Raw genomic sequence first — 25,280 nt, 5'->3', positions numbered from 1 at the left:
GCGCCGCCCTCGGCACCGTGAGCCCCGCCGAACTGGCGGGTTTCGAGACCATCCTCCTCATCGCCTCGACGACAGGCGAAGGCGAATTGCCCGACAGCGGTAAACGCTTTCTGACCGCGCTGGGAAGCCAGCGGCTGGACGGCGTCCGCTATCACCTTCTGGCCCTGGGCGACCGTCGCTATACCAAGTTCTGCGGCGGCGCCCACCTGCTGGACGACGCCCTGACCGCCGCCGGTGCCCGCGCCGCCGCGCCCATGACCTGCGCCGATGGCGATCCGGCCGCACCCTGGCGCGACTGGCTGACCCGCCTGTTCCCCGGAATCGAGCTGCGGGATGTCCAGTCGGCGGACCGCCCGGTCTCCCTGATTATGGAAGGCCGCGCTCTGCTGACCGCCGAAAACGATCCGGATGTCGCCGAGAGCTGGCACATCATCCTGACCGCCGACGCCGATCTGGATTATCGCCCGGGCGACCTGCTGATGATCACGCCGGACGGCGCCGCGCCGCGCAGCTATTCGATCGGCAGCGCCGATCTCCGGCGGATCGAGCTGACCGTTGGCCTGGCCCGCTACCTCGACGCGGAGGGGCGGGAGCATTTCGGCCTCGCCTCCGGCCTGCTGTGCCGGGATCTGGCGCCCGGCAGCCGGATCGAGGCGGTGCTGCACCGGCATGAAGCCTTCCGCGCGCCCGCCGACCTCACCCGCCCCCTCGTCATGATCGCGGGCGGCTGCGGCATCGCGCCCTTCATGGGTTTCCTCGACGAGCGGCGCGGCAAGGCGGAAGCGGGTCCCGTCTGGCTGATCTTCGGTTGCCGCAAGCAGACGGGCGATTTCCTGCACCGCGCCCGTCTGGAGGCCGACCTCGCGGCCGGCACGCTCAGCCACCTGTCCACCGCCTTCTCCCGCGAGGGGGAGCGGCTGCACGTTCAGGACCGAATGCGCGCGGAAGGGCGGGAATTGTGCCGCTGGCTGCTGGAGGACGGCGCCTTCGTCCGGGTCTGCGGCCGCAGTGATCTCGGGTTTGGGGTGGAAGCGGCGCTGGTCGATATCTTGATCGATTTCGGCGGGCGGGACCGCGAGGCGGCCCGGGTCGAGATCGAAGGCTGGCGCCAGTCCGGCCGGCTCGCCTTCGATCTCTTCGGCTGACGACGCGGCTCAGGCGCTGGCGGTCACCTGGGCGTCGAGATGGGCGGCAAGGCCCGGCTCCAGCCGCAGCCGGGCCGCCAGCCCGTCGAGAAAGGCGCGTTCCGCCGCCTGGTCCGGATCGATGGCGAGACGGGCGGCGAGGTAAAGCTCCGCCGCCTGTTCGGGCGTCGCCGCCTCCCGCGCGATCTCGTCGATGGCGATGGGCCGGGCCAGGAGATCGAACACCGCCGCCTTTTCCTCCGCACCGAGGCCGAGGCGCTCGACCTCGGAAAACAGCCGGTTCTGTTCCTGCGGATCGACATGGCCATCCGCCTTGGCGGCCCCGACCATGGCGGTCAGCAGCGCGAGGGCGAAGGGCTTGCCATCGGCCCCGGCCGTGCCTGCGTGGAATTCCGGCGGCGGCAGGCCGGCGGGATCGGCGGCGACCGGCCCCGGCGCCTTGCCGTCCTGCCAGTTGCGATAGGCTTTCCAGGCGAAATAGCCAAGGGCGGCGGCCCCGCCCACCTTGGCGACATCACCGACCAGATGACGCCCGGATCGGGAGCCGAGCAGCAGGCCGAGCAAGCCGCCAGCGGCGGCGCCGGAGGCAAAGCCGGTGCTGCCCTCCATGCGGTCCAGCCGGCCCTTCGCGTTGCGGCCGATGTCGGAGCCGAGAACCCGGTCAAGCAGCGATTTGGCGTCGAACATGCATTCACTCCACGGCAAGGGTCCCGCTGGCTAGATCGGGGTCATCGCCGTGGATTCAAGGGCCGCCGGCCTCAGGCCGTAAATTGCCCGGCCGCGATCGCGAGGAAGAGGACGAAGCCCATGCGCGCGTTCGACTTGAATTTGGCGAGGCATTCGGCGCCGTCGTCGAAATCGGTCACCGCCGCCTGCCAGGCCAGATGACCGGCGCAAGCCCCGAGGCCGAGCCAGAAGGGCCAGCCGAGGCCAACCAGCGCGCCCGCCCCGGCGATCAGACCCACCGTGCCGCCATAAACCGCCCATATGAAGGGCCGCGTCCTGGCCCCGAGGCGCAGCGCCGTCGACTTCACGCCGACGATGGCGTCGTCTTCCTTGTCCTGATGGGCATAGATCGTGTCATAGCCGAGGGTCCACAGGATCCCGGCGAGATAAAGGAGAATGGCGGGCCAGCCCAGATCGCCACGCACCGCCGACCAGCCGACCAGCGCGCCCCAATTGAAGGCGATGCCGAGCACGGCCTGCGGCCAATAGGTGATCCGCTTCATGAAGGGATAGACCGCGACCGGCAGCAGCGAGGCGACGCCGAGCCAGACGGTGAAGCTGTTCATCGACAGAAGAACCCCGAGGCCGACCAGCGCCTGCAGCCCGAGGAAGGCGAAACCCGCCTTCACCCCGAGGGCGCCGGACGGCAGCGGCCGCCCCCGCGTGCGGGCGACCTGGGCGTCGATATCCCGGTCGGCGATATCGTTGAGGGTGCAGCCCGCGCCCCGCATCACCGTCGCCCCGATGAAGAACAGCACCAGCAGCCCGAGGTCGGGCAGATGGCCAGCCGGCGCCGCCAGCGCCGCCGACCACCAGCACGGCAGCATCAGGAGCCAGATGCCGATCGGCCGGTCCACCCGGGCGAGGCGCAGGTAAGGGCGAAGTGCCGGCGGGCTGCGGTCGACCCAGGAATTCGGCGCGGCATCGGCCGGTTTCAGTTCGGGGGTCGTGATCGGGGCGGTGGGCATGTTCATCCTGCTGTGCTACCCCCAATGCCGCCACGCCTCAAGAAACGAGTGACGCCTGATGAGTGAACGCCCCCGCTACCGCCTGTTCGTCGATGCCCCGCTGGCGGCGGGCACGCCGGTCGCGCTGGACGAGGGGCAGGTGCATTATCTCGGTCATGTGCTGCGTCTTGGTGACGGCGATCAGGCCTGCGTCTTCAACGGCCGCGACGGCGAATGGCGCGCCGCCTTCGGCCGGATCGGCAAGAAGGGCGGCGCCCTCACCCCGCTCGAGCCGCTGGCGCCGCAACCGGCCGAGGCGGAAACCATCCTCGTCTTCGCGCCCATCAGAGGCGCCAAGGTCGAATTCGTCGCCGAGAAGGCGACGGAGCTGGGCGCCACCCGCCTTGTCCCGGCGATCACCCGGCGCACCGTGATCGACCGCGCCAACAGCCAGCGGATGCGCGCCAATGCGATCGAGGCGGCGGAACAATGCGGTCGCCTCGCCATCCCCGAAATCGCCGAAATCCGCAAGCTCGACCAGGTGCTGGGCGACTGGGACCCGGCGATTCCCCTGTTCTTCTGCGACGAGGGGGGCGACGTGCCGCCCCTGCTCGACGCCGCCAAAGGCCTCGGCGAATCGCCGGCCGGCGTGCTGATCGGCCCCGAAGGCGGCTTCGATCCCGTGGAGCGCGTGCTCCTCCGCCGCCTTGCCTTCGTGCGCCCGGTCGGCCTCGGCCGCCGCATCCTGCGCGCCGAAACCGCCGCCATCGCCGCCCTGGCCCTGATCGAAGCGGCCCGGCAGGCCTGAGCCCTCCGCGCCGGAAAGTTACGCCCGGAAACGCATGTCGGGCCTGCGTCCCGCGATGCTGGACAGGGTGATCGGCTTTCGGCTAGTCAACCAGACCAGCTTGGGCGGGAGATAGCGCATGTCGGGTGTACAGACGGCCGGAGAGCCGATCGAAAGCCGTCGCCAGCTTGTGGAATGGATGGCCGGCGGCGCCAGGCCCAAGGCCGAATGGCTGATCGGTACCGAGCACGAGAAATTCGGCTTTCGCCTGAACGACCTCGGCCCCGTCCCCTATGGCGGCGACCATGGCATCCGCGCCATGCTGGAAGGCCTGCGCCGCTTCGGCTGGACCCCCGTCCTCGAGGGCGAGAATATCATCGCCCTCGAGATGAACGGCGCCTCGATCAGCCTCGAGCCCGGCGGCCAGTTCGAGTTGTCGGGCGCCCCGCTCCAGACCATCCACCAGACCTGCGGCGAGGTCGGCACCCATCTCGAGCAGGTCCAGGAAGTCGCGCGGGAATTGGGCCTCGGCTTCATCGGCCTCGGCTTCGCGCCGACCTGGAAGCGGGACGAGATCCCGGTGATGCCCAAGGGCCGCTATGACATCATGCGGTCCTACATGCCGAAGAAGGGCAATCTCGGCCTCGACATGATGCTGCGCACCTCGACGGTGCAGGTGAATCTCGATTTCGGCTCGGAAGCCGACATGGTGGCGAAGCTGCGCGTCGCCCTCGCCCTGCAGCCGATCGCGACCGCGCTTTTCGCCAATTCGCCCTTCACCGAGGGCAAGCCGAACGGCTTCCAGTCCTATCGCGGCCATATCTGGTCCGATACCGATCCGGACCGCACCGGCCTGCTGCCCTTCGCCTTCGAGCCGGGTTTCGGTTTCGAGCAATACGTCGACTGGGCGCTCGATGTGCCGATGTATTTCGTCTATCGCGACGGGAAATACATCGATGCCTCGGGCCAGTCGTTCCGCGACTTCCTCGACGGCAGGCTGCCCGCCCTGCCCGGCGAAAAACCCCATCTCGGCGACTGGTCGGCCCATCTCACCACCCTGTTCCCGGAAGCAAGGGTGAAGCGCTACATCGAGATGCGGGGCGCCGATGGCGGCCCGTGGAAGCGGCTCTGCGCCCTTCCCGCGCTCTGGGTCGGGCTGATCTATTGCGACGACGCGCTGGCCGCCTGTCTCGACCTCGTGAAGGACTGGACGGCGGAGGAGCGCGAGGCGTTACGCGCCGCCGTGCCGCGCCTCGGCCTGCGGGCGCCCTTCCGGGGCGGCACCGTGCTCGACATCGCCCGCAAGGTCGTCGCCATCGCCGAGCGTGGCCTCGCCAAGCGCGCCGAGGACAATGGCATGGGCAGCGACGAGACCATGTTCATCGAGGTTCTGAAAAAGACGGTCGAGACCGGCAAGAGCCCGGCCGACGACCTGCTCGAGGCCTATAACGGGCGCTGGCACGGCGATATCCGGCAGTTGTTCGCCGAATACGCCTACTGAGCGCCGCGCCGCGCCGAGGAGCGCCTTCAGCGCCCGCTGAAGGCGTTTTTCGCGAACATCAGCATCAGGATAAGGGTCAGGAAAGCCCCGAGGGCCGCCGGGGTGAAGGCGATCAACCCGGCCAGATTGCCCGGCCCCGCCGCATTGTCCCAGGGCGACAGACCCCGGTTGGCGGCGAAATTGGCGAAGAGATAGAAGACCGTGTTCGCCCAGACGGCGAAGACGAGGCCATTGGCGATCCAGGCCCTGGCTTTTGCCGAGGCGATGGCCCGATCGATGATGCCGGCCACGGCCAGCGCCATCACGCCGTTCAGCAGGCTGCCGACATGCATGGCCCGCCAGCCCTTCTCGCTACCCGGAAAATCGAAGCGCGCGCTGGGCAGCGGATCGAGGATGAAGCCGCCGATGGCGACGAATCCGAGACAGAAGCCAGCGATCAGGCCGGCGGCGATGACAAGCGCGCCGTTTCCGGCAAGACGCCGGGCTTCGGGAGACAGGCCGTTCATTTTTTCCTCCGCTTGCGGAACTTCGTCCGATTCCCGGACGAACTTACAGCAGGGGTATGATTTGCCCAGCCGATCGAAAGTGGGGTTCGCGCCATGCTCTTGCGTCTTGCCGGCGCCATCCTCGGGTTGTTCATGTCCGGTCTACCCGCCGCGGCGGCGGATTTCGACGACCCTCGCCGCGTCTATCTCGCGCTCGACGAGGCGGCCGATGCCGTTGTCGAATGCGGAGGCGGTCGCATCCGCGTCGTCTTCGCCGATGGCGCCCGGGGCCTCGACCGCGACAGGGTGCTGGCCTGGGTGCGGCGGGCGGCGACCGCCGTCACCACCTACTTCGGGCGCTTTCCCGTCGACGATGTCGGCCTGCTGGTCATCGCCGATGGCGGCGACCGGGTGAAGACCGGCACGACCTTCGGCTTTCACGGCTCGGCCATCCGGGTCATCGTCGGCCGCGACGCGGGCGACGACGCCTTCGCCCGGGATTGGGTGCTGACCCACGAGATGGTCCATCTGGCCCTGCCCCAGATGGACGAGCGCTTTCTGTGGTTGCTGGAAGGCAGCGCGGTCTATGTCGAGCCGGTGGCGCGGGCCATGGCCGGCCAGATTCCGGCGGAAGCCGTCTGGCGCGACGCCCTGTCCGGCATGCCCAAGGGCGAGCCCGAGGCGGGCGATCGGGGCCTCGATTTCACGCCGACCTGGGGCCGCACCTATTGGGGCGGGGCGATCTTCTGCCTGCTGGCCGATATCGCCATCCGCCAGCAAAGCGAGGGTCGCCATTCCTTGCGCGATGCCTTCACGGCGATCAACCGGGCCAGCGGCGGCAATACCGCCTATTGGTCGATGGAGGAGATCATCGCCACCGGTGACCGCGCCACCGGGACGGACGCCCTCGCCGAGCTCTATGCGAAAATGTCCGCCGTTCCGTCGCCCGCCGACCTGCCCGCGCTGTTCGCCGCCCTCGGCGTCCGCGCGGAAGGCGGGGCGATCCTGTTCGACGACAGCGCCCCCCTCGCCCCGATCCGCCGGGCGATCACCGCCAATTAGGCGCCGGTGCCGCCGATGGTGAGGCCGTCGATCAGCAGGGTGGGCTGGCCGACGCCGACCGGCACGCCCTGGCCCGACTTGCCGCAGGTGCCGATGCCGGGATCGAGCGCCAGGTCGTTGGCGACGGCGCGCACCTGGGTCAGGCAGTCCGGGCCATTGCCGATCAGGGTCGCGCCCTTGACCGCCGGGCCGACCTTGCCGTTCTGAATCAGATAGGCCTCGGTGCAGGTGAAGACGAATTTGCCCGAGGTGATGTCGACCTGGCCGCCGCCGAAATTGACGGCATAGAGCCCGTCCTTCACCGAGGCGATGATGTCGTCTTTCGTGGCATCGCCGCCCAGCATGATCGTGTTGGTCATGCGCGGCATCGGGGCATGGGCGTAGGACTGGCGACGGCCGTTGCCGGTCGGCTTCATGCCCATCAGCCGGGCGTTCAGCCGGTCCTGCAGATAGCCGACGAGAATGCCGTCCTCGATCAGCGTGGTGCGGCTGGTCGGCGTGCCTTCATCGTCGACGGTCAGCGAGCCGCGCCGGCCGGGCAAGGTGCCGTCGTCGACGACGGTGACGCCCCTGGCCGCGACCTGCTTGCCCATGAGGCCCGAGAAGGCCGACGTCTTCTTGCGGTTGAAATCGCCTTCCAGCCCGTGGCCGATCGCCTCGTGCAGGAGGATGCCCGGCCAGCCGGAGCCCAGCACCACGGGCATTTCGCCCGCCGGCGCCGCCACCGCGTCGACATTGACGAGGGCCTGGCGCAGCGCCTCGTCGACCGCGCCCCGCCAATGGGCGGGATCCATGTATTTCGTGTAGAAGCCGCGCTCCCCGGCGCCGTAACTGCCGGATTCCTGCTTGCCATTGGCCTCGACGACGACCGAGACGTTCAGGCGGACCAGCGGCCGGACATCGCGCACCCGAAGGCCCGAGGCCCGCACGATCTCGACCACCTGCCACGAGCCCGAGAGCGAGGCGGAAACCTGGCGCACCCGCGGGTCCTTCGCCCGCGCATAGGCGTCGATCTCGGCGAGGAGATTGGTCTTCGCCTCGAAGGGCACGTCGGACAGCGGATTATCCTCGACATAAAGCCGGGCATTGGTGCCGGGCGGCGGCGGCGCCATCACGCCGCCATTGCCCCGGGCGACCGCCTGCACGGTGCGCGCGGCACGGGCGATGGCGTCTTCCGAGAGTTCGGCGGCATGGGCGAATCCGGTCGCCTCGCCAGCGACGGCACGGAGGCCAAAACCCTGCGAGCTGTCGAAACTCGCCGCCTTCAGACGCCCGTCGTCGAAGGCATATGATTCGGACTGCGAATATTCGAGGAACAATTCGCCGTCGTCGGCCCCTTCGAGCGCCCCGTCGACCAGGCGATCGACACGGGCGGGGTCGAGGCCCGCGCGCTCGAAAAACAGGGCATCGGGCACCAGACGGTCGGACTCGGACATCGCAAAGGCTCCTTGGCAAGGCCTCTAATATGGGGGATCCGGCCGCTTTCGTCACCCGCCCGGGGCAGATTTCGGCAAGGCATCAAAAAATGACGCTGATCAATTGTGTTTTGCGTCATAACGTCGCAAGACCGGGGCGGCGAATGGTGCTGCCGCCCCGGACAGTATAATGCGCCAGACGCAACATCTGTTCGCGGGCCCCACGCCGGTGATAGGTTTGCCATGCACTTGAGGCTGGCGGACCGACACGATCGAATGTACCCATTCGGTCTGGCCGGGGCTTCGCCGGACGGCACGGAATTTCACGAGGGGTGGGCCGGGCGAAATGTCGCGCCCGGACCGGACAGCAAAGCGGGAGTTGGATCGACCCATGGGTCACAAGCTCGACAGGGCCACCACTGGCCTGATTTCCCTGATCACCGGGGCGGCCCTGCCGGGCCTCGCTCTCGCGGCCCAGCCCGAACGCTGGGAACTCAACCTGCAACCGGCGGTGACGCCGGTCGCCGAGAAAATCAACAGCTTCCATGACCTGCTGCTGGTGATCATCATCACCATCACGGTGTTCGTCGCGGGGCTGCTGGTTTACGTGATGTACCGTTTCCGGGCTTCGGCGAACCCGAACCCGTCGCGGACTTCGCACAACACGCTGATCGAGGTGTTGTGGACCGTCGCGCCGATCATGATCCTGGTCGTGATCGCCATCCCGTCGTTCCGCCTGCTCTATTTCTCGGACAAGGCCGCCGACGCGGAAATGACCGTGAAGGTTCAGGGCTATCAGTGGTACTGGGCCTATTCCTACCCGGACGCCGGCGACGTGACGATCGAGTCCCGCATCGCCGCCCGCACCGCGGCGGAAGCGACCGATGGCAAGATCCGCCTGCTCTCGACCGACAACCCGATGGTCGTGCCGGTCGATACCGTGGTCCGCGTCATCGTCACCTCGGACAACGTGATCCACTCCTGGGCCGTTCCGGCCTTCGGCGTGCAGAAATACGCCAACCCCGGCCACGCCAACGAAAGCTGGTTCAAGGCCGAGAAGACCGGCACCTACTACGGCATGTGCCAGCAGATCTGCGGCTCGGACCACGGCTTCATGCCGGTCGAGGTGAAGGTCGTCTCCAAGGAGGAATACGCCGCCTGGATCGCCCAGCAGAAGGCCCAGGCCGGCATTCCGTCGACCACCACCAATGTCGCCTCGGCCTCGGCCGCGGCCACCGCGAACTGATCGCTCGAAAGGGACGCAACAGATGGCGAGCAATGCTGCCGCTCACGGCCACGAGGCCCATGGCCACGACGATCACGGTCACCCGACCGGGCTTCGTCGCTGGCTGTTTTCGACCAACCACAAGGACATCGGCTCCCTCTATCTGATCTTCGCGGTGATCGCGGGTCTGATCGGCGGCGCCATGTCGATGCTGATGCGCCTCGAGCTGCAGGAGCCGGGCACCCAGTGGATCCAGAACCATCACCTCTTCAACGTGCTGGTGACGGGCCATGGCCTGATCATGGTGTTCTTCGTGATCATGCCGGCGATGATCGGCGGCTTCGGCAACTGGTTCGTGCCGCTGATGATCGGCGCGCCGGACATGGCCTTCCCGCGCATGAACAATATCTCGTTCTGGCTGCTGGTCCCGTCCTTCATCCTGCTGCTGATCTCGGTCTTCGTGCCGGGCATCGGCTCCGACGCGGGCGTCGGCACGGGCTGGACGATCTACACGCCACTGTCGTCGAACGTCCCCGGCGTCGTCACCCATGACGGCCCCGCGGTCGATCTCGCGATCCTGTCGCTGCACCTCTCGGGTGCGTCGTCGATCCTCGGCGCGATCAACTTCATCACCACGATCTTCAACATGCGCGCGCCGGGCATGACCCTGCACCGCATGCCGCTGTTCGCCTGGTCGGTGCTCGTGACCGCCTTCCTGCTGCTGCTGTCGCTGCCCGTCCTGGCCGGCGCCATCACCATGCTGCTGACGGACCGCAACTTCGGCACGGCCTTCTTCAATCCGGCCGGTGGCGGTGATCCGATCCTGTTCCAGCATCTGTTCTGGTTCTTCGGTCACCCCGAAGTCTACATCATGATCCTGCCGGGCTTCGGCATCATCAGCCACATCATCTCGACCTTCAGCCGCAAGCCCGTGTTCGGCTATCTCGGCATGGCCTACGCCATGGTCGCGATCGGCGTCGTCGGCTTCATCGTGTGGGCGCACCACATGTACACGACCGGCCTGTCGGTCGACACCCGCGCCTATTTCACCGCTGCGACCATGGTCATCGCGGTGCCGACCGGCATCAAGATCTTCTCCTGGATCGCGACCATGTGGGGCGGCTCGATCCGCTTCACGACGCCGATGATCTGGGCGATCGGCTTCATCTTCCTGTTCACCGTCGGCGGCGTGACCGGCGTCGTGCTGGCCAACGCCGGCATCGATACCGCGCTTCACAACACCTATTACGTCGTGGCGCATTTCCACTACGTGCTGTCGCTGGGCGCCGTGTTCTCGATCTTCGCGGGCTTCTACTACTGGTTCCCGAAGATGTCCGGCTACATGTACTCCGAGACGCTGGGCAAGATTCACTTCTGGATGATGTTCATCGGCGTGAACCTTCTGTTCTTCCCGATGCACTTCCTCGGCCTCGCCGGGATGCCGCGCCGCATTCCCGACTATCCGGACGCTTTCGCGGACTGGAACCGGATCGCCTCCTACGGTGCCTATCTCTCGGGCTTGAGCGTGATCTTCTTCCTCTTCGTCGTGCTGCACGCCTTCCTGTCGGGCAAGCGCGCCGCCGCCAACCCGTGGGGCGAAGGCGCCGAGACGCTGGAGTGGACCCTGTCCTCGCCGCCGCCGTTCCACCAGTTCAACGAACTGCCGGTCATCAAGGCCAGCGGTCACCACTGACAGCAAGCGGTCGGAGAAACTTCACGTGACCATCGTCACCGATCATCGTCTCTCGACCGCGCAAGGCGCGGGGTCCGCCTCCCTGGAGGCGGACCTCGACGGCCGCGCGTCGGATTTCTTCGCGCTGCTCAAGCCGCGGGTCATGTCGCTCGTGGTCTTCACCGGGCTGGTCGGTCTCGTGCTCGCGCCGGGCGACCTCAACCCGATCATCGGATTCACCGCCCTCCTCTGCATCGCGGTGGGCGCGGGTGCCTCGGGCGCCCTGAACATGTGGTACGACGCGGATATCGATGCCCGCATGTCGCGTACCCAGTCCCGCCCCATCCCCTCGGGCCGCGTCAGCGCCGGGGATGCCAAGGCGTTCGGCATCGTCCTATCGGTCGCTTCGGTGCTGACCATGGGGCTGCTGGTCAATGTCCTGTCGGCGGCCCTGCTCGCCTTCACGATCTTCTTCTATGTCGTTGTCTACACGATGTATCTGAAGCGGCGCACGCCCCAGAACATCGTCATCGGCGGCCTGTCGGGCGCGCTGCCCCCGGTCATCGGCTGGGCCGCGGTCACCGGTACGGTCTCGATCGAATCGCTTTCACTCTGCGCCCTGATCTTCGTCTGGACGCCGCCTCATTTCTGGGCTCTCTCGCTGGTCAAGGCCGCCGACTACGGCGCCGTCGGCGTGCCCATGATGCCGAACGTCGCCGGCCCCGAATCGACCCGCCGCCAGATCCTCGCCTATGCCGTCCTGCTGGCGCCGCTCGGCCTCGCGCCGACGCTGCTCGGCTTCGCCGGTCTCGTCTATGGCGTCGCCGCCGGCATCCTCGGCCTCGTCTTCGTCGCCCTGTCGGCTCGCCTCTATGTGAAGCGCGACAACCGCTCGGCGATGCAGTTGTTCGGCTATTCCATCCTCTATCTGTTCCTGCTCTTCGCCCTGCTGCTGGTCGGGCGTCTGGCGGGCTTGCCCTGAGCGTGGAATGAGCGTCATGCCGATATCCGAAATGCATCGCCGGCGGCGTAGCCGCAATATCGCCCTCGGCCTCGCGCTGGTGGCCTGGGTCGTGATCATTTTCCTGGTCTCCCTGGTGAAGGTGTCCGGCGGATGAGAGAGACCCCCCATCCCGATCATCGCCCGCCCCGCCACGGCAGGACGGCGATCGTCCTTGCCGCCACCGTCGCCGGAATGCTCGGGCTGACCTATGCCTCGGTGCCGCTCTACAAGCTGTTCTGCGCCGCGACCGGCTATGGCGGCACCACGCAGCGCGCCGAGGATGGCGCCGCGGCGCCCGCCGTCACGTCCGACCGGCTGTTCACCGTCCAGTTCGACGCCAATACGTCGGGCGAATTGCCCTGGACCTTCAAGCCCGAGCAGGCCTCCGTCACGGTCAAGGCCGGCGAGCAGAAAGTCATCTATTACAAGGCGATCAACCATGCCGATCGTCCGGTGACCGGCCGCGCGCTGTTCAACGTGACGCCCGACAAGACCGGCCCCTACTTCGTGAAGATCGCCTGCTTCTGCTTCGAGGAGCAGACGCTCCAGCCCGGGCAGGAGATCGACATGCCGGTGCTTTTCTATATCGACCCCGCGGTCGCCGATGACCGCAACGTCGACGAAGTGAAGACCATCACGCTTTCCTACACGTTCTTCCGGGATCAGAACGACGAGGCCCAGGCCGCCGCCGCTCCGACCCCGGCAGCACCCATCAATTGACCAAGGATCCGTTCGAGGGACCGACAGCCATGGCGCACGCAGATACTCCCCAACACGACTACCACCTGCTCAATCCGAGCCCGTGGCCCTTCCTTGGCTCGTTCTCGGCGCTGGTCATGGCGCTTGGCGCCGTGCACTGGATGCACCCCGAGACGTTCCTGTCCTTCATGCCGACCAAGTCGACCCTGTTCCTGGTCGGCCTCGCGGGCGTGCTCTACACCATGCTGGCCTGGTGGCGGGACGTGGTCGACGAGTCGGTCCACAAGAAGGAACATACCCCGGTGATCAAGCTGGGCCTGCGCTACGGCATGGTCCTCTTCATCGCTTCGGAAGTGATGTTCTTCGTCGCCTGGTTCTGGGCCTATTTCTACGGCGCCCTGTACCCGACCGAGGCCATGGGCCATGTCTGGCCGCCCAAGGGCATCGAGAGCTTCGATCCCTGGCACCTGCCCTTCATGAACACCGTGATCCTGCTTTTGTCGGGCACCACCGTGACCTGGGCGCACCACGCGCTGCTGGAAGGCAACCGCAAGGGCCTCATTCAGGGCCTGATCCTGACCGTGATCCTCGGCTTCTTCTTCTCCTGCGTGCAGGCCTATGAATATGCCCATGCCGCCTTTACCTTCGGCGGCAACGAGGCGGGCGCGAATTTCTATGCCGGCAGTTTCTTCATGGCGACCGGCTTCCACGGCTTCCACGTCATCATCGGCACGATCTTCCTGCTGATCTGCCTGGTGCGCGCCTATCGCGGCCATTTCACCCCGACCAGCCATTTCGGCTTCGAGGCGGCGGCCTGGTACTGGCATTTCGTCGACGTGGTGTGGATCTTCCTGTTCGCCAGCATCTACGTCTGGGGCGCCGGCACCGTCGCCGCGCACGGCTGAACCTTCGGGGAGGAGCATTCATTTGGCCAAGGCCCGTTGCCCGCGTTGTGGACAGGGCCCGTTGTTCACGGGCCTCCTCAACCTGCGTGAGAAATGCTCCTCCTGCGGACTGGATTATACCGCCATCGATACCGGAGACGGCCCCGCCGTCTTCGTCGTGCTGATCCTGGGCGCCCTCGTCACCGGCGGCGCCCTCTGGCTCGAAGTCAACTACGAGCCGCCGATCTGGTTGCACCTGATCATCTGGCTGCCCCTGATCCTCGTCGCGTCCATCTACATGTTGCGCCGGATCAAGACCGCGCTCATACACCAGCAATATCGCAAGCTCGGCTGGTAAGAAGGGGCCCATCATGGCCACCCAGACTGCGACCCCCACGGGGTCGCGCCGTTTCCGTCCCACCTTCGGGCCGTCCATCGTCACCGCGATCACCGTCGCCCTGCTGCTCGCCCTCGGGGCGTGGCAGCTGCAGCGCATGACCTGGAAACAGGGGCTGATCGACGCGCTCGAGGCTCATCGCCTGCTGCCGCCGGCAGTGCTGCCGACCAAGATCGACGATCCCGAGGCCTGGCGCTACCGCACGGTCAGCGTCACCGGCACCTTCCGCCACGCGGACGAGATCCACATCGTCGCCTATTCCGAGGACGCCAGGCAGGGCTACCAGATCGTCACCCCGCTGGTCCGGGCGGATGGCACGACGGTGATGGTGAACCGGGGCTGGCTACCGACCGATTTCCGCGACCAGGGCAGCCGTCCCGACAGTCTCGTCGCTGGCGAGGTGACGGTGACCGGCATGGCGCGCCCGGGCTGGCCCCAGGGCTGGTTCGTGCCCGACAATGACCCGGCGAAGAACGTCTGGTTCTGGGGCGATCTGCCGGCCATGGCCAAGGCGGCCCATGCCCCGGATGCCCTGCCCCTGATCGTCGAGGCGGATGCGACACCCAATCCGGGCGGCCTGCCCATCGGCGGCCAGAGCGTGATCAACCTGCGCAATGACCATCTGCAATATGCGATCACCTGGTTCGCCCTCGCGATCGGTATTTTCGCGGTCTATTTCTTCTATCACTTCAAGCCGGTGACGCCGGAGAAGGCCTGATCCCATGTCGACGAGCGCCTACGCCCGCCTGGAAGACCGTTTCCGCCGTCTTTCCGCCGTGCAGGGGGCGCTCGCCGTGCTTCACTGGGACAGCGCGGCCGTCATGCCGCCGGGCGGCGCGGAAGCGCGGGGCGAACAGATCGCCACCCTGTCGGTCATCGCTCATGACCTGCTGACCGCGCCCGAACTGGCCGACCTGATGGACATGGCCGCGGCCGACGAGCTGGAGCCCTGGCAGGCGGCCAATCTGGCCGAGGCGCATCGCCAGTGGCGCCACGCGACCGCCGTCGCCCCCGACCTGGTCGAAGCCATCGCCCGCCAGTCCCATGAAACCGAACTGGCCTGGCGTACCGCAAGGGCGGCCAATGATTTCGCCAGCCTCGCGCCCCGGCTTCAAGCCCTGCTGGATCTCGTGCGCCAGGTCGCCGCCACCAAGGCCGAGGCCTTCGGCCTGTCGCCCTATGACGCCCTGCTCGACGAATATGAGCCCGGCGGCCGCTCGGCCCGCATCGATGCGCTCTTCGCCGAACTGGGGGATTTCCTGCCCGATTTGCGCGGCCGCGTGATCGAGCGTCAGGCCGCCCTGCCCCCTGCCCTGCCCCTGGAAGGTCCCTTTCCGGTCGAGGCCCAGCGCCGGTTGGCCGAGCGCATTCTCGACGTGCTGCGGTTCGACCGCGCCCATGGCCGGCTGGACGTCAGCCATCACCCCTTCACCGGCGGCGTGCCCGACGATGTGCGCATCACCACGCGCTACGCGACTTCGGATTTCACCCGCTCGCTGATGGGGGTCATCCACGAGACGGGCCATGCGCAATACGAGCGCGGCCTGCCGCTGGCCTGGCGCGGTCAGCCGGTGGGCAATGCCCGGGGCATGACCCTGCACGAGAGCCAGTCGCTTTTGTTCGAGATGCAGGCCTGCCGCACGCCGGAATTCATCACCTTCATCGCGCCCCTGATCCGCGAGACCTTCGGCCGCGCCGGGGATGCCTTCGGCGAAGCCAACCTCCGCCACATCTACCACAAGGTCAGCCCCGGCCTGATCCGGGTCGACGCCGACGAAGTCTGCTATCCGTCCCACGTCATCCTGCGCTACCGGCTGGAGCGGGCGATGATCGCCGACGACCTCAGGGTCGCCGATCTGCCGGGCGCCTGGTCCGAGGGCATGAAATCCCTGCTGGGCATCACCCCGCCCGATGATGCCGATGGCTGTCTGCAGGATATCCATTGGCCGGGCGGCAGCTTCGGCTATTTCCCGACCTATACCCTGGGCGCCATGGCGGCGGCGCAGCTGTTCGCGGCCGCGACCTCGGCGGACGACGCCATCCTGCCCGGCATCGCCGAAGGCGATTTCAAGCCCTTGCTCGGCTGGCTGCGCCCCAATGTCCATGAAAAGGGCTCGAGCCGGACGACCGACGAAATCCTGATCGAGGCCACGGGCCTGCCGCTGGGCACCGCCGCCTTCCGCAAGCATCTGGAAGGCCGATATCTCGGCTGACGCCGCATCCGCCTCAGTCGGGGGGGAGTCGCGGCCGCCCGTCGTCGGAGGCCCGGCGATAGCCGTTGCGGCCGGCGCGCTTGACCATATACATGGCCGTGTCGGCGGATTTCAGCAAGCTGTCCGGGTCCGTCCCGTCGCGGGGATAGATCGCCATGCCGATGCTGACCGTGACGTCGAGCGACTTGTCCCCGACCTCGATCGGCGTGGCGAAACTCTCGACGATGCGCCGGGCGATGAGTTCCGCCCCGCCGTTGCCACCGCCGTCGAGGGCCGCGAGCATGACGAATTCGTCACCGCCCAGCCGGCATACCGTATCGCTGTCGCGCAGCCCGTCGCTCAGGCGCCGCGCCACCTGGTTCAGCACCAAATCGCCGACATCGTGGCCCTGGGTGTCGTTGATCGACTTGAAGCGATCGACATCGAGGAAGATCACGGCGAAAGACGAACCGTGCTGCCGGGCCGACCGGCAGGCCTGCAGGATGCGGTCCTGGAACAGGATGCGATTGGGCAGGCCGGTGACGCTGTCATAATGCGCCAGCTGGGCCATGTGCTGGGCCATGCGCCGCGCTTCGGTCACATCGTGCAGAACGAGGACGGATCCCAAACGGTCGCCGTCGCGCGCGCGGATGGGCGATGCCTGCAGGCTCACCGCCCGTTCCGGCCTTCCCGCCGCGCTCAGCAGCGCGACCTTGGCGGGACGCATATTGCCTGCTTCGAGCGGATCGACCGCGAGACCGTCGTCGGCGCTGAAAAGACGAACCGCCTCGTTGAGCAACCGTCCCCTCACCCCCTCGCCCCCCTGTTCCAGCAGCCTTTCGGCGGCGGGGTTCAGGTAAGTTACGATCCCCCGCTCGTCGACCACCAGGACCGCGTCGCCGATCGAATGCATGGCGGCATCCATCAGCTCTTGCTCGGCGGCGAGTTCGGCGGCGAGAAGCCGCTTCTCGGTGACATCCTCCATCACCGCCAGCGTGCGCAGGCGATTGCCCTGGGCATCGGTCTCCCACACAGCGGACAGCAGGACGTCGATCAACCGCCCGTCCTTGGCCACCATCCGATAGGGCACGTCCTCGACATGCCCGTCGCGCCAGAAACGGGGCATGACCTCCTCGAACGCGAAGCGCCGCGATTCCGGCGTGAGGAAATCCGTCGAACGGCGCCCGATGACTTCGGACTTCTCGTAGCCCAGACGGCGCAGCCAGGCCGCGCTGACGCTGACGATGAAGCCTTCGGCATCAATCGAATGCATGATCGCCGGCGTGTGCTCGTACAAGCTCCGGAAACGCTCGGTCTTGTCGGCCAATCGCGCCAGACTGTCGCGGATCATTTCGAGGCTGGACGCCAGCGCCATCGGCGGAATGAGCGTGAACACCAGCGGCAGATAGAACATGACCTCGCCGAAACGGGAAACCGTCGGCGGCTGCGTAAAAATGCCGAGCGAAATCAAGGCCCCGACAGTCAGGCACACGATCAGCCCGCCGAGCGCCGCCGCCTCGAAGCCACCGACGTAGGCAACGACGACCAGCGCCACCGACATATAGACATAGGGGTAGGGCAGATTCGTCGGCACGAAGAGAGCGACCGCCACCAGGCCTAGCAGGCTGACGAGGACCATCGGCCGGCCCAAGACCGCGAGCACATGCCGCGCGCCCCGGATACCGACCGCAAGGGCGATGGGCAGAATGGCTGCGCTGCCGATGGCGCTGCCGACGAACCAGGCGAACCAGACCGTGCCGTAGGGCGCCAGACCATAAGCCGCGAGAATGCCGGAACCGATGGTCGCGCCGACCGCCGCCGGCAGGGAGCTGCCCAGCAGCAGGACTTTCAGCAGGGCGCCGGGGTGTTCGATCGCCTGCTCGGGCTTGCACCAGCGTTGCAGCGACCAGCCGGAAAACACGATCTCGGCCAGGTTGGCGGCGGTGAACAGGATGCTCAGCGACCAAGGATCGCCGAACAGGAGATTAGCCGCGACATTGGCGCCGGAAAAGCCGATCAGAGGGGCGAGCCAACGCCGGCTGGGCCGGAAGACGATGGCGGAAACCGTCAGCGCGTTGGCATACCAAAGCGTCGCGATGCTGCCCGGCTGCCGCGAAAGGTGAATGGCGCCGAGCGCGAGCACGAAACAGGCGACCCCGAGCCCGGCGGCGAAAACGGCTGCGCGAAGGCGCGGATCAGCGCGGGCGGGCATGGCGCCCCCGCCGGAGCATCGCGACCACCGCGACGAGCGCAGCCAGTGCTGCAAAGCCCGTGGCGCCCCATCCGACCGCTACCTTACGCCAATCGGTCGCGTGTTCCACGGTCGGCGGCATCCAGCGGTCGAAAATGGCGCGCCGCTGATCGGACGTCAGGGCGCGCAGACCCTTCTCGAGCGCGGCGCCGATGTCCACGCGTCCTTTGGGATAGGCGAAGCTCAAGGCGTAATCGAAGCCGACCGGCGCGCCGGTGGTCAGCTCCGGCAGCTGTTGGCGCGAACGCACGAAGGCGACGCTGGCCGCATCGGCCACAACGGCGTCCACCTGCCCGTCCGCCAGCGCCTGAAGGCACTGGCTGTCGTCGGGCAGCGCGACCCATTCCACTGCGGGATATTTGTTGCGGACGAAAGCCTCGACGGCGAAGCCCTTACCGACGGCGACGCGCCGACCGGCCATCTCGTCCAGCACGTGACGCGGGCCGACTGCCCGCTCGACCAGAATGGCCGGAACGGCGACATAGGCCTGACTGAAGTCGAGGAAGGTGCCGCGCTCGGGGTTGGGCCGCAGGGACGATACGAGGTCGACGTCGCCGGCGCGGACCGCCTCGAGAATATCGCCGAGGCTGCGCGCAGGAAGCATGTCGACGCTCAGGTCGCCGGCCGTCGCGACCTCCCGCAGGATATCGACGGACAGCCCCAGAATCTGTCCAGACTCATCCCGATAGACGAAGGGACCGTAATCCTTCTCCGGCGCGAAGCGTATTCTCAGGTCGGCCGCGGCGGGCACCACCTGCAGCATCCAGGTCGCGAGCGCCAATCCGCAAAGAGAGAATAATGCAGGAACTTGGGGCATGAGTTCGCCAACCTACGGTGTTGCTGATCTCCCCTGACTTACGGGTAAAAGGATTAACAACAGGTCATCGGGCGCCGGGCGTATCTGCCAATTATATCTGAAAACAAAAAAATGGCAGCGGCGACCTTAACGGGCCGGCGCGTCTTCGCGCTTCGGGTTCAGGCGCTGGGCGAGTTCGGCCAAGCTGTCGCGCGAATTCAGGTAGACGGTCTTGTGCACCTTGCGGATGAGGCCGTCCTCGATCAGTTGCCCCATCACCCTTGCCACCGTCTCCCGGGTCGTGGAGGCGAGAGCGGCGATCTCGGCCTGGGTCGGCATCGGATAGACCAGCCAGGAATCGGCCTTCACCGGGTCCGGCTTGGCGAGGCGCAGCAACTCGATGCACACCCGCTGATGCGCGCCGAGGGTGGCGAGATCCATGATCCTCTCGTCCGCCGTGCGGACGATGCGGACCATTTTCTGCAGGACGCGAAAGGCGATTTCCGGCTGGCCCTTCAGCAGCTCGGCGAATGTCTCGCGCGAGAGTTCGGCGATCCGGCATTCGGTCTGGGCGACGATATTGGCCGAGCGCGGCAAACCATCGATCGCCGACAATTCACCGAAGAAATCGCCAGCCTTCACCCGGGCATAGGCGATCTCGCGGCCCTGGCTGGAGTAATTCACCACATCCACCTCGCCCTCGATGACGAGATAGACGCCGCGGCAATCGCTCTGCCGGTCGAAGACCACTTCGCCCTCGTCGAAGCGGTGCCAGCGCGCCGCGCGGGCAAGGTCGTTCAGGGCCGTCTCGGACAGACCCTGCAACAGATTGATCCTTGAAAGCATACTTGCCGTGGACATGCCCCGCAGCGTAGCCAAGACCCGCGCGAGGTCAATCATCGCCTGCACGCCGGAGAAAGAAAAACCTGTGACGCCCGACACAGCGCGCCCCGGCGCCCTGGGTCAATATCCCCCTGCCTCGCACCCGAGGCAGCCAACCCTGCACCAACTCGCTCCGCCCCCCTGCCCCGGGGGGCGGGGCATCCTTTGTCAGAAGGTCGCGGTCCTGCCCTCTTGCCGGCCGGGCGAGGCGGCATCACTCTATGACACATGAAACAGATGTCAGAGCCCGCGACCGAGACCCTGGAAGGCAAGCTGCTGGTGGCCATGCCGAGCATGGGCGACCCGCGCTTCGAGCGGACGGTCATCTATATGTGCGCCCATTCGCCGGAAGGGGCGATGGGTCTCGTCATCAACAAGCCGGCCGGGCATATCAGCTTCCCCGAGCTGCTGACCCAGCTCGGCATCGAGGCGGAAACGGATGTCGAGCCGATCCGCGTGCTCTCGGGCGGGCCGGTCGAGGCGGCGCGCGGCTTCGTGCTTCACACCGACGACTACACCCAGCCGAGCAGCATGGAAGTGGGCGATCATGTCGCCCTGACGGCGACGGTCGACATCCTGAAGGCGATCGCCGCGGGCGAGGGCCCGCGCCAGTGCCTGTTCGCCCTTGGCTATGCCGGCTGGGGACCGGGCCAGCTCGACGCGGAAATCCAGGCCAATGGCTGGCTTCATGTCGATGCCGACCCGGACATCCTGTTCTCGGCCGATCTCGACCGGAAATGGACGAGGGCCATCGCCAAACTGGGCTTCGACGTCGCCCATCTTTCCGGCACCGCCGGAAGGGCCTGACGCCCGAGGGGCGACAGGCCGGCCCGTTCAGCGCGTGCTGCCGTCGCCATAGCGCTGGTCGAGGGCTTTCGCCGCCTCGGCCAGCTTGGCGATGACGCCGCGAGCCTCGCCCAATTGCGCGATCAGCGGCTCGACCTTGGCCCGGGTCGCATCGTCGCCATAGGCGAATTTGCCATCCGTGCCCCTGGTGGCCTTGCCGCCCAGCAACGCGACCGTGATGTCGGCGATGGTTCCGGCGGCCTTTCGCGTGGTCACGGCGAGGGCGACGTAGAAAGTCCCGAGTTCCTTCTGACGCTGGGCCATCGTCTGCTGCATCTCGGCGCGGAACTGTTCCGACAGCTCCAGTCTCTCAGCGGCGGCGTTCAGGTCGGCGCGTTCCTTCTGCAACTGCGCCACGACCTGATCGGGCACGCCGCTGAGCAGCACGTCGATGTCGAGCAGACGGCTGCGCAGGGCCTGCAGGCCGGCCTTGTCCGCAGGGTCGAAATCGAGGCCCCAAGGCACCTTGTCGCTCTGCACCTGATCGAAGATCGCCTTGATCGCGCCCCGCGTCTCGGCCCGGCGCCTGATCTCGTGAAGGGCATAGGCGGCGTAGGGATTGCTGGCGGAAATCGCCTGCAGCCGGGCATGGGCATCGGCCACGGAGGCCGCGCCGGTGATCGCCGCGCTGGCCTCCCGGCGATCGCTGGCCTCGCCGTAGGGGCCGGCATGGAGCGCCCACAGGGCGATCAGCGCCCAAAGGCCGGCCGATAGCCAACGGAAAGTCTTGCGATACCCCGAGGGGCCGAGCGGCAGGAACGTCAGGCCAAAGCCGACCAGACCACCGACGAGGCCGGCGCCCAGCACGACAAGGAAACCGACACCGCTGAAGCCATAGACCGCCGAGAGAATCTGGTAGGCCGACACAAGCCCGACGATCCCCAGCACGGCATAGCTCGCCGGCAATACCCAGCGCGGCACATGGGGCCCCTCCCCGCCTTGTCGCTGGAACATCGAGGGCTCGAAATCAGTGCTCAAGACAGTCTCCGATCTGGTCGCGGCGGCCCTCAGGCCCTGTGCCGCGGGTCGCTGGCGAGCATGGCGAACAGCAGGTGGTCGCGCCATTGCCCATTGATTCTGAGGTACTGCCGGGCCAGCCCTTCCTCGGAAAAGCCGGCCTTGCGCAGGACGGCCTTCGATGCCTCGTTGAAAGGCAGGCAGGCCGCTTCCATACGATGCAGGCGCATGGTTTCGAAGACGTGAACGGCGATGCCGCGAACGGCTTCGGTCATCAGGCCACGGCCGGCGTGGCGCTGCCCCATCCAGTAGCCGAGGGCGCAGCTCTGGGTCACGCCGCGCCGCACCCCCGACAGGGTGACCCCTCCCAGCAGGGCGCCATCGGCCCGGCCGAACAGGAACAGCGTGTAGCCGATATCGTCGTGGGCTTCACGGGCATAGCGCCGCAGCCGTTGCCGGAAGGCGTTGCGGGTCAGGTCATCGGGCGGCCAGGTCGGCTCCCACGGCGTCAGGAAGTCGCGGCTTTCGCCGCGCAGCTTCATCCATTGCTCGTAGTCGCTCATGATCGGGGGCCGCAGCTCGACCCGCGCGGTGGTCACCACCGGCAGGGGATCGAGGCGCAGCGACCGGATCAGCGACATGGCCGGGCCTAGCCGAAGCGGGCCGAGATGCTGGCGGCCGATTCGATGCCGCCGTGGGGGCCAAGGGCGGCCACCGCCGGCTTGCCCCGCATGGTGCGTTCGGCGAAGCGCCGCACCGCCGCCGCGTCGACCACCGCCAGCTTGTCCAGCACTTCCTCGGTCGACATGATGTGGCCGTGGTTCAGCCATTGCCGGCCGATGGTCTCGATCACCGACGACGGGCTTTCCAGCCCCATCAGGTAACCGGCGCGCAGCTGCGCCCGGGCGCGGGCCACCTCCACCTCGTCGGCATCGGTCACCAGCTTGGCCATTTCATCGGCGATCACCGGCACGAGGTCGCCCGCGTCTTCCTCGCTGGTGCCGGCGTAGATGCCGATGGTGCCGCTGTCGGTGTTCGAGCCGGCGTAGGCGAAGACCGAATAGGCCAGGCCCCGCACTTCGCGGATTTCCTGGAACAGGCGGGACGACATGCCGCCGCCCAGCACCGTCGCATAGACCTGCGCCGTGAAGTAATCCGGGTCGTCGTAAGAGACACCGGCGAAGGACATGGCCAGATGGACCTGCTCGAGGTCGCGGTCGTCACGCCAGTCGCCGGCGACGAAACGCGCCGGATCGGCCTTGGCGTTGCCCCGGGGACCAAGACCGGCGAAATGCTTTTCCGCCAGCGCGCGGATCTGCTCGTGGCTGACGGCACCGGCCGCGACCACGGCCATGGCCGGCGCGCGGTAGTGATCGGCCATATAGCCGGCGATCTCGTCCCTCGTCAGCCGGGCGACATTCTCGGCGCTGCCGAGGATGGGCCGCCCCAGGGCCTGACCGGGATAGGTCGCTTCCTGCAGCATGTCGAAGATCAGGTCGTCGGGCGTATCCTGGGCCTGGCCGATTTCCTGGATGATCACCTGGCGCTCGCGCTCCAGTTCATCGGGCGCGAAGGTCGAGCGGGTGAGGATGTCCGACAGGATGTCGGCGCCCAGCTCGACGTCGTCGCGCAACACGCGGGCGTAATAGGCGGTCTGTTCGCGGCTGGTGAAGGCATTGAGGATGCCGCCCACCGCCTCGATCTCCTCGGCGATCCGGCGGGCGCTGCGGCGCTCCGTCCCCTTGAAGGCCATGTGTTCGAGCATGTGCGAGACGCCGTTCAGCGCCTCGCTTTCGTGGCGCGCCCCGACATCGACCCAGACGCCGAGCGCGGCGGAGCCGAGTTCCGGCATCGGCACGGTAAGGACGCCGAGTCCGTTGTCGAGTGTGCTGGTTTCAACCTTCATGAACGATCCTGACGTTACGCGATGATCGCCGAGATATGGGCCTCGAGGGCATCGGCGTCATGGGGCAGAACAGCATACCTCTCCTGCCGCGTATAGAGATCGGCCATTCTGGCCGGCAGGGCGGGAGAAATCCCCGTCGCCGCCTCGACCGCCGCCGGGAACTTGGCCGGATGGGCGGTCGCCAGGGTGATCATGGGCACCGAGGCATCGCCCCGCGCGCGCGTCGCGCCGGCAAGGCCGACCGCGCTGTGCGGATCGACGACAAGGCCGGTGCGCCGCAGGGTCACCGCCATGGTCTCGCGCGTCATGTCCTCGTCGACGGCGACGGCATCGAAGCTCCGCCGCGCCTCGTCGAGGATATTGCCGCCCAGCGAAAGGCGCCCCGATTGCTGGAAACCGTTCATGGCGGCGGCGGTCACCGCGCCGTCGCGGCCGAAGAGATCGAACAGCAGCCGCTCGAAATTGCTGGACACCTGGATGTCCATCGACGGGCTGATGGTCGGCTGGACCGTGCCGGTCGAATAGTCACCGGCGTTCAGCGCCCGGGCGAGAATATCGTTCCGGTTGGTCGCGACCACCAGCCGGTCGACCGGCAGGCCCATGCGCTTGGCGACATAACCCGCATAGATATCGCCGAAATTGCCGGTCGGCACGCTGAAGGACACCGCCCGGTCGGGCGCGCCGAGGGACAGGGCCGAGGTGACGTAATAGACCGTCTGGGCGACGATCCGCGCCCAGTTGATCGAATTCACCGCCGACAAACGGGCGCGGTCGCGGAATTCCAGGCGGTTGAACAGCGTCTTCACCAGGGCCTGGCAATCGTCGAAGGTGCCTTCGATCGCGACATTGTGGATATTGTCGTCGAGCACCGTCGTCATCTGGCGGCGCTGCACCTCCGAGACCCGGCCCTTCGGGTGCAGCATCACGACCTTGACCGACGGCAGTCCCCTCAGGGCCTCGATCGCGGCGGAGCCGGTATCGCCCGAGGTCGCGCCCAGCACGGTCACCTGTTCGCCCCGGCGCGTCAGCACCGTGTTGAACAGCCGGCCCAGCAACTGCATGGCGACATCCTTGAACGCCAGCGTCGGGCCATGGAACAGCTCGAGCAGGAAATCATTGGCGCCGACCTGCACCAGCGGGCAGACCGCCGCATGGTTGAAACTGCCATAGGCGCCGTCGATCAGATCGCCGAGGGTGGCCGGCGTCAGACTGTCGCCGACGAAGGGCAGGAGCATCTCATAAGCGATCGCCTGATAGGACAGGCCGCGCCAGCCGGCGAGACGGCCGCCGATATCGGGAAAACGCTCGGGCACATAGAGGCCGCCGTCGCGGGCGAGGCCCGCCAGCAGAACGCCTTCGAAGTCGAGCGCCGGGGCCGAACCGCGCGTTGAAATGTACCGCAAGCGAAAATCCTCGATCTGGAGGCGGGAAAACTGGCGCGGAGACTAGCCCTCGCGCGCGCCGTCTTCAACCGGCGCGGCGATCTGCTATGACACGGGCCA

Annotated in this window: 24 protein-coding genes; 13 read left to right on the top strand and 11 right to left on the bottom strand. The window is 67.2% G+C overall.

Annotation, left to right across the window (positions count from 1 at the left end):
• Positions 1–1,145, top strand: a 1,145-nt coding sequence (locus WAZ62_RS10860) for a flavodoxin domain-containing protein (protein WP_422643545.1), incomplete at its 5' end; no start/stop codon positions are given.
• Between the two features lie 9 nt (positions 1,146–1,154).
• On the opposite strand, the gene WAZ62_RS10855 is transcribed toward WAZ62_RS10860, so the two are convergent.
• Positions 1,155–1,832 (bottom strand): tellurite resistance TerB family protein, encoded by a 678-nt coding sequence (locus WAZ62_RS10855; RefSeq protein WP_422643544.1) that lies wholly within the window; start codon positions 1,830–1,832, stop codon positions 1,155–1,157.
• A 71-nt stretch (positions 1,833–1,903) separates the two neighbouring features.
• Positions 1,904–2,839, bottom strand: a complete 936-nt coding sequence (ubiA, locus tag WAZ62_RS10850) for a 4-hydroxybenzoate octaprenyltransferase (RefSeq protein WP_422643543.1) — start codon at positions 2,837–2,839, stop codon at positions 1,904–1,906.
• A 58-nt stretch (positions 2,840–2,897) separates the two neighbouring features.
• On the opposite strand from ubiA, the gene WAZ62_RS10845 reads away from it, so the two are divergent.
• Both WAZ62_RS10845 and WAZ62_RS10840 read left to right on the top strand, forming a co-directional pair.
• Entirely contained in the window at positions 2,898–3,626 is a 729-nt protein-coding gene (locus tag WAZ62_RS10845) for a 16S rRNA (uracil(1498)-N(3))-methyltransferase (protein ID WP_422643542.1), read from the top strand.
• Between the two features lie 118 nt (positions 3,627–3,744).
• Positions 3,745–5,106 carry a glutamate--cysteine ligase gene (locus WAZ62_RS10840; RefSeq protein WP_422643541.1) on the top strand — a complete coding sequence of 454 codons (1,362 nt, stop codon included), beginning with the start codon at positions 3,745–3,747 and terminating at the stop codon, positions 5,104–5,106.
• Positions 5,107–5,132: 26 nt separating this feature from the next.
• Here WAZ62_RS10840 and WAZ62_RS10835 read toward each other — a convergent pair whose 3' ends face one another.
• Entirely contained in the window at positions 5,133–5,612 is a 480-nt protein-coding gene (locus WAZ62_RS10835; protein WP_422643540.1) for a hypothetical protein, read from the bottom strand.
• A 132-nt stretch (positions 5,613–5,744) separates the two neighbouring features.
• On the opposite strand from WAZ62_RS10835, the gene WAZ62_RS10830 reads away from it, so the two are divergent.
• Complete coding sequence (locus WAZ62_RS10830; RefSeq protein ID WP_422643539.1) at positions 5,745–6,653, top strand: hypothetical protein; 909 nt, start codon at positions 5,745–5,747, stop codon at positions 6,651–6,653.
• On the opposite strand, the gene tldD is transcribed toward WAZ62_RS10830, so the two are convergent.
• The gene (gene tldD / locus WAZ62_RS10825) at positions 6,650–8,089 is read right to left on the bottom strand and encodes a metalloprotease TldD (RefSeq protein WP_422643538.1); all 1,440 of its coding nucleotides are present in this window, start codon (positions 8,087–8,089) and stop codon (positions 6,650–6,652) included. The two genes, WAZ62_RS10830 and tldD, sit on opposite strands and share 4 nt — an antisense overlap.
• 370 nt (positions 8,090–8,459) lie before the next feature.
• Here tldD and coxB point away from each other — a divergent pair, with 370 nt between their 5' ends.
• The 8 genes from coxB to WAZ62_RS10785 all read left to right on the top strand — a co-directional run bounded on the left by coxB (position 8,460) and on the right by WAZ62_RS10785 (position 16,161).
• Positions 8,460–9,314, top strand: a complete 855-nt coding sequence (coxB, locus tag WAZ62_RS10820; protein WP_422643537.1) for a cytochrome c oxidase subunit II — start codon at positions 8,460–8,462, stop codon at positions 9,312–9,314.
• Positions 9,315–9,336: 22 nt separating this feature from the next.
• On the top strand, positions 9,337–10,986 hold the full coding sequence (gene ctaD / locus WAZ62_RS10815; protein WP_422643536.1) for a cytochrome c oxidase subunit I: 1,650 nt from the start codon (positions 9,337–9,339) through the stop codon (positions 10,984–10,986).
• A 25-nt stretch (positions 10,987–11,011) separates the two neighbouring features.
• Positions 11,012–11,947 carry a heme o synthase gene (locus WAZ62_RS10810; protein ID WP_422643535.1) on the top strand — a complete coding sequence of 312 codons (936 nt, stop codon included), beginning with the start codon at positions 11,012–11,014 and terminating at the stop codon, positions 11,945–11,947.
• A gap of 132 nt (positions 11,948–12,079) precedes the next feature.
• Positions 12,080–12,688 carry a cytochrome c oxidase assembly protein gene (locus WAZ62_RS10805; protein ID WP_422643534.1) on the top strand — a complete coding sequence of 203 codons (609 nt, stop codon included), beginning with the start codon at positions 12,080–12,082 and terminating at the stop codon, positions 12,686–12,688.
• Between the two features lie 29 nt (positions 12,689–12,717).
• A complete protein-coding gene (locus WAZ62_RS10800) occupies positions 12,718–13,572 on the top strand; it encodes a cytochrome c oxidase subunit 3 (protein ID WP_422643533.1) in 855 nt (284 codons plus the stop codon).
• A gap of 61 nt (positions 13,573–13,633) precedes the next feature.
• Entirely contained in the window at positions 13,634–13,909 is a 276-nt protein-coding gene (locus WAZ62_RS10795; RefSeq protein ID WP_422643532.1) for a DUF983 domain-containing protein, read from the top strand.
• Positions 13,910–13,922: 13 nt separating this feature from the next.
• On the top strand, positions 13,923–14,666 hold the full coding sequence (locus WAZ62_RS10790; RefSeq protein ID WP_422643531.1) for an SURF1 family protein: 744 nt from the start codon (positions 13,923–13,925) through the stop codon (positions 14,664–14,666).
• A gap of 4 nt (positions 14,667–14,670) precedes the next feature.
• Positions 14,671–16,161: a carboxypeptidase M32 gene (locus WAZ62_RS10785; protein ID WP_422643530.1), complete on the top strand. Its 1,491-nt coding sequence runs from the start codon at positions 14,671–14,673 to the stop codon at positions 16,159–16,161.
• A 13-nt stretch (positions 16,162–16,174) separates the two neighbouring features.
• On the opposite strand, the gene WAZ62_RS10780 is transcribed toward WAZ62_RS10785, so the two are convergent.
• The 3 genes from WAZ62_RS10780 to WAZ62_RS10770 all read right to left on the bottom strand — a co-directional run bounded on the left by WAZ62_RS10780 (position 16,175) and on the right by WAZ62_RS10770 (position 20,012).
• Entirely contained in the window at positions 16,175–18,352 is a 2,178-nt protein-coding gene (locus WAZ62_RS10780; RefSeq protein WP_422643529.1) for a diguanylate cyclase domain-containing protein, read from the bottom strand.
• Positions 18,336–19,154 (bottom strand): transporter substrate-binding domain-containing protein, encoded by an 819-nt coding sequence (locus WAZ62_RS10775; RefSeq protein WP_422643528.1) that lies wholly within the window; start codon positions 19,152–19,154, stop codon positions 18,336–18,338. Before WAZ62_RS10775 ends, WAZ62_RS10780 begins: the two co-directional genes overlap by 17 nt.
• Before the next feature lie 180 nt (positions 19,155–19,334).
• The gene (locus tag WAZ62_RS10770) at positions 19,335–20,012 is read right to left on the bottom strand and encodes a Crp/Fnr family transcriptional regulator (protein ID WP_422643527.1); all 678 of its coding nucleotides are present in this window, start codon (positions 20,010–20,012) and stop codon (positions 19,335–19,337) included.
• Positions 20,013–20,297: 285 nt separating this feature from the next.
• Here WAZ62_RS10770 and WAZ62_RS10765 point away from each other — a divergent pair, with 285 nt between their 5' ends.
• On the top strand, positions 20,298–20,876 hold the full coding sequence (locus tag WAZ62_RS10765) for a YqgE/AlgH family protein (protein ID WP_422643526.1): 579 nt from the start codon (positions 20,298–20,300) through the stop codon (positions 20,874–20,876).
• A gap of 27 nt (positions 20,877–20,903) precedes the next feature.
• Here WAZ62_RS10765 and WAZ62_RS10760 read toward each other — a convergent pair whose 3' ends face one another.
• The 4 genes from WAZ62_RS10760 to thrC are packed head-to-tail and all read right to left on the bottom strand — an operon-like array spanning position 20,904 to position 25,181.
• Complete coding sequence (locus WAZ62_RS10760) at positions 20,904–21,893, bottom strand: hypothetical protein (RefSeq protein ID WP_422643525.1); 990 nt, start codon at positions 21,891–21,893, stop codon at positions 20,904–20,906.
• Between the two features lie 29 nt (positions 21,894–21,922).
• Complete coding sequence (locus WAZ62_RS10755; RefSeq protein WP_422643524.1) at positions 21,923–22,513, bottom strand: GNAT family N-acetyltransferase; 591 nt, start codon at positions 22,511–22,513, stop codon at positions 21,923–21,925.
• Between the two features lie 8 nt (positions 22,514–22,521).
• The gene (locus tag WAZ62_RS10750) at positions 22,522–23,778 is read right to left on the bottom strand and encodes a M16 family metallopeptidase (RefSeq protein WP_422643523.1); all 1,257 of its coding nucleotides are present in this window, start codon (positions 23,776–23,778) and stop codon (positions 22,522–22,524) included.
• Between the two features lie 14 nt (positions 23,779–23,792).
• On the bottom strand, positions 23,793–25,181 hold the full coding sequence (gene thrC / locus WAZ62_RS10745) for a threonine synthase (RefSeq protein WP_422643522.1): 1,389 nt from the start codon (positions 25,179–25,181) through the stop codon (positions 23,793–23,795).
• Positions 25,182–25,280 lie beyond the last annotated feature (99 nt).

This window comes from Zavarzinia sp. (genome assembly GCF_049306435.1).
Taxonomy (GTDB): Bacteria; Pseudomonadota; Alphaproteobacteria; order Zavarziniales; family Zavarziniaceae; genus Zavarzinia.
The sequence above is the reverse complement of the archived record's forward strand: the minus strand, read 5'-3'. Positions and strand labels throughout refer to the sequence as shown.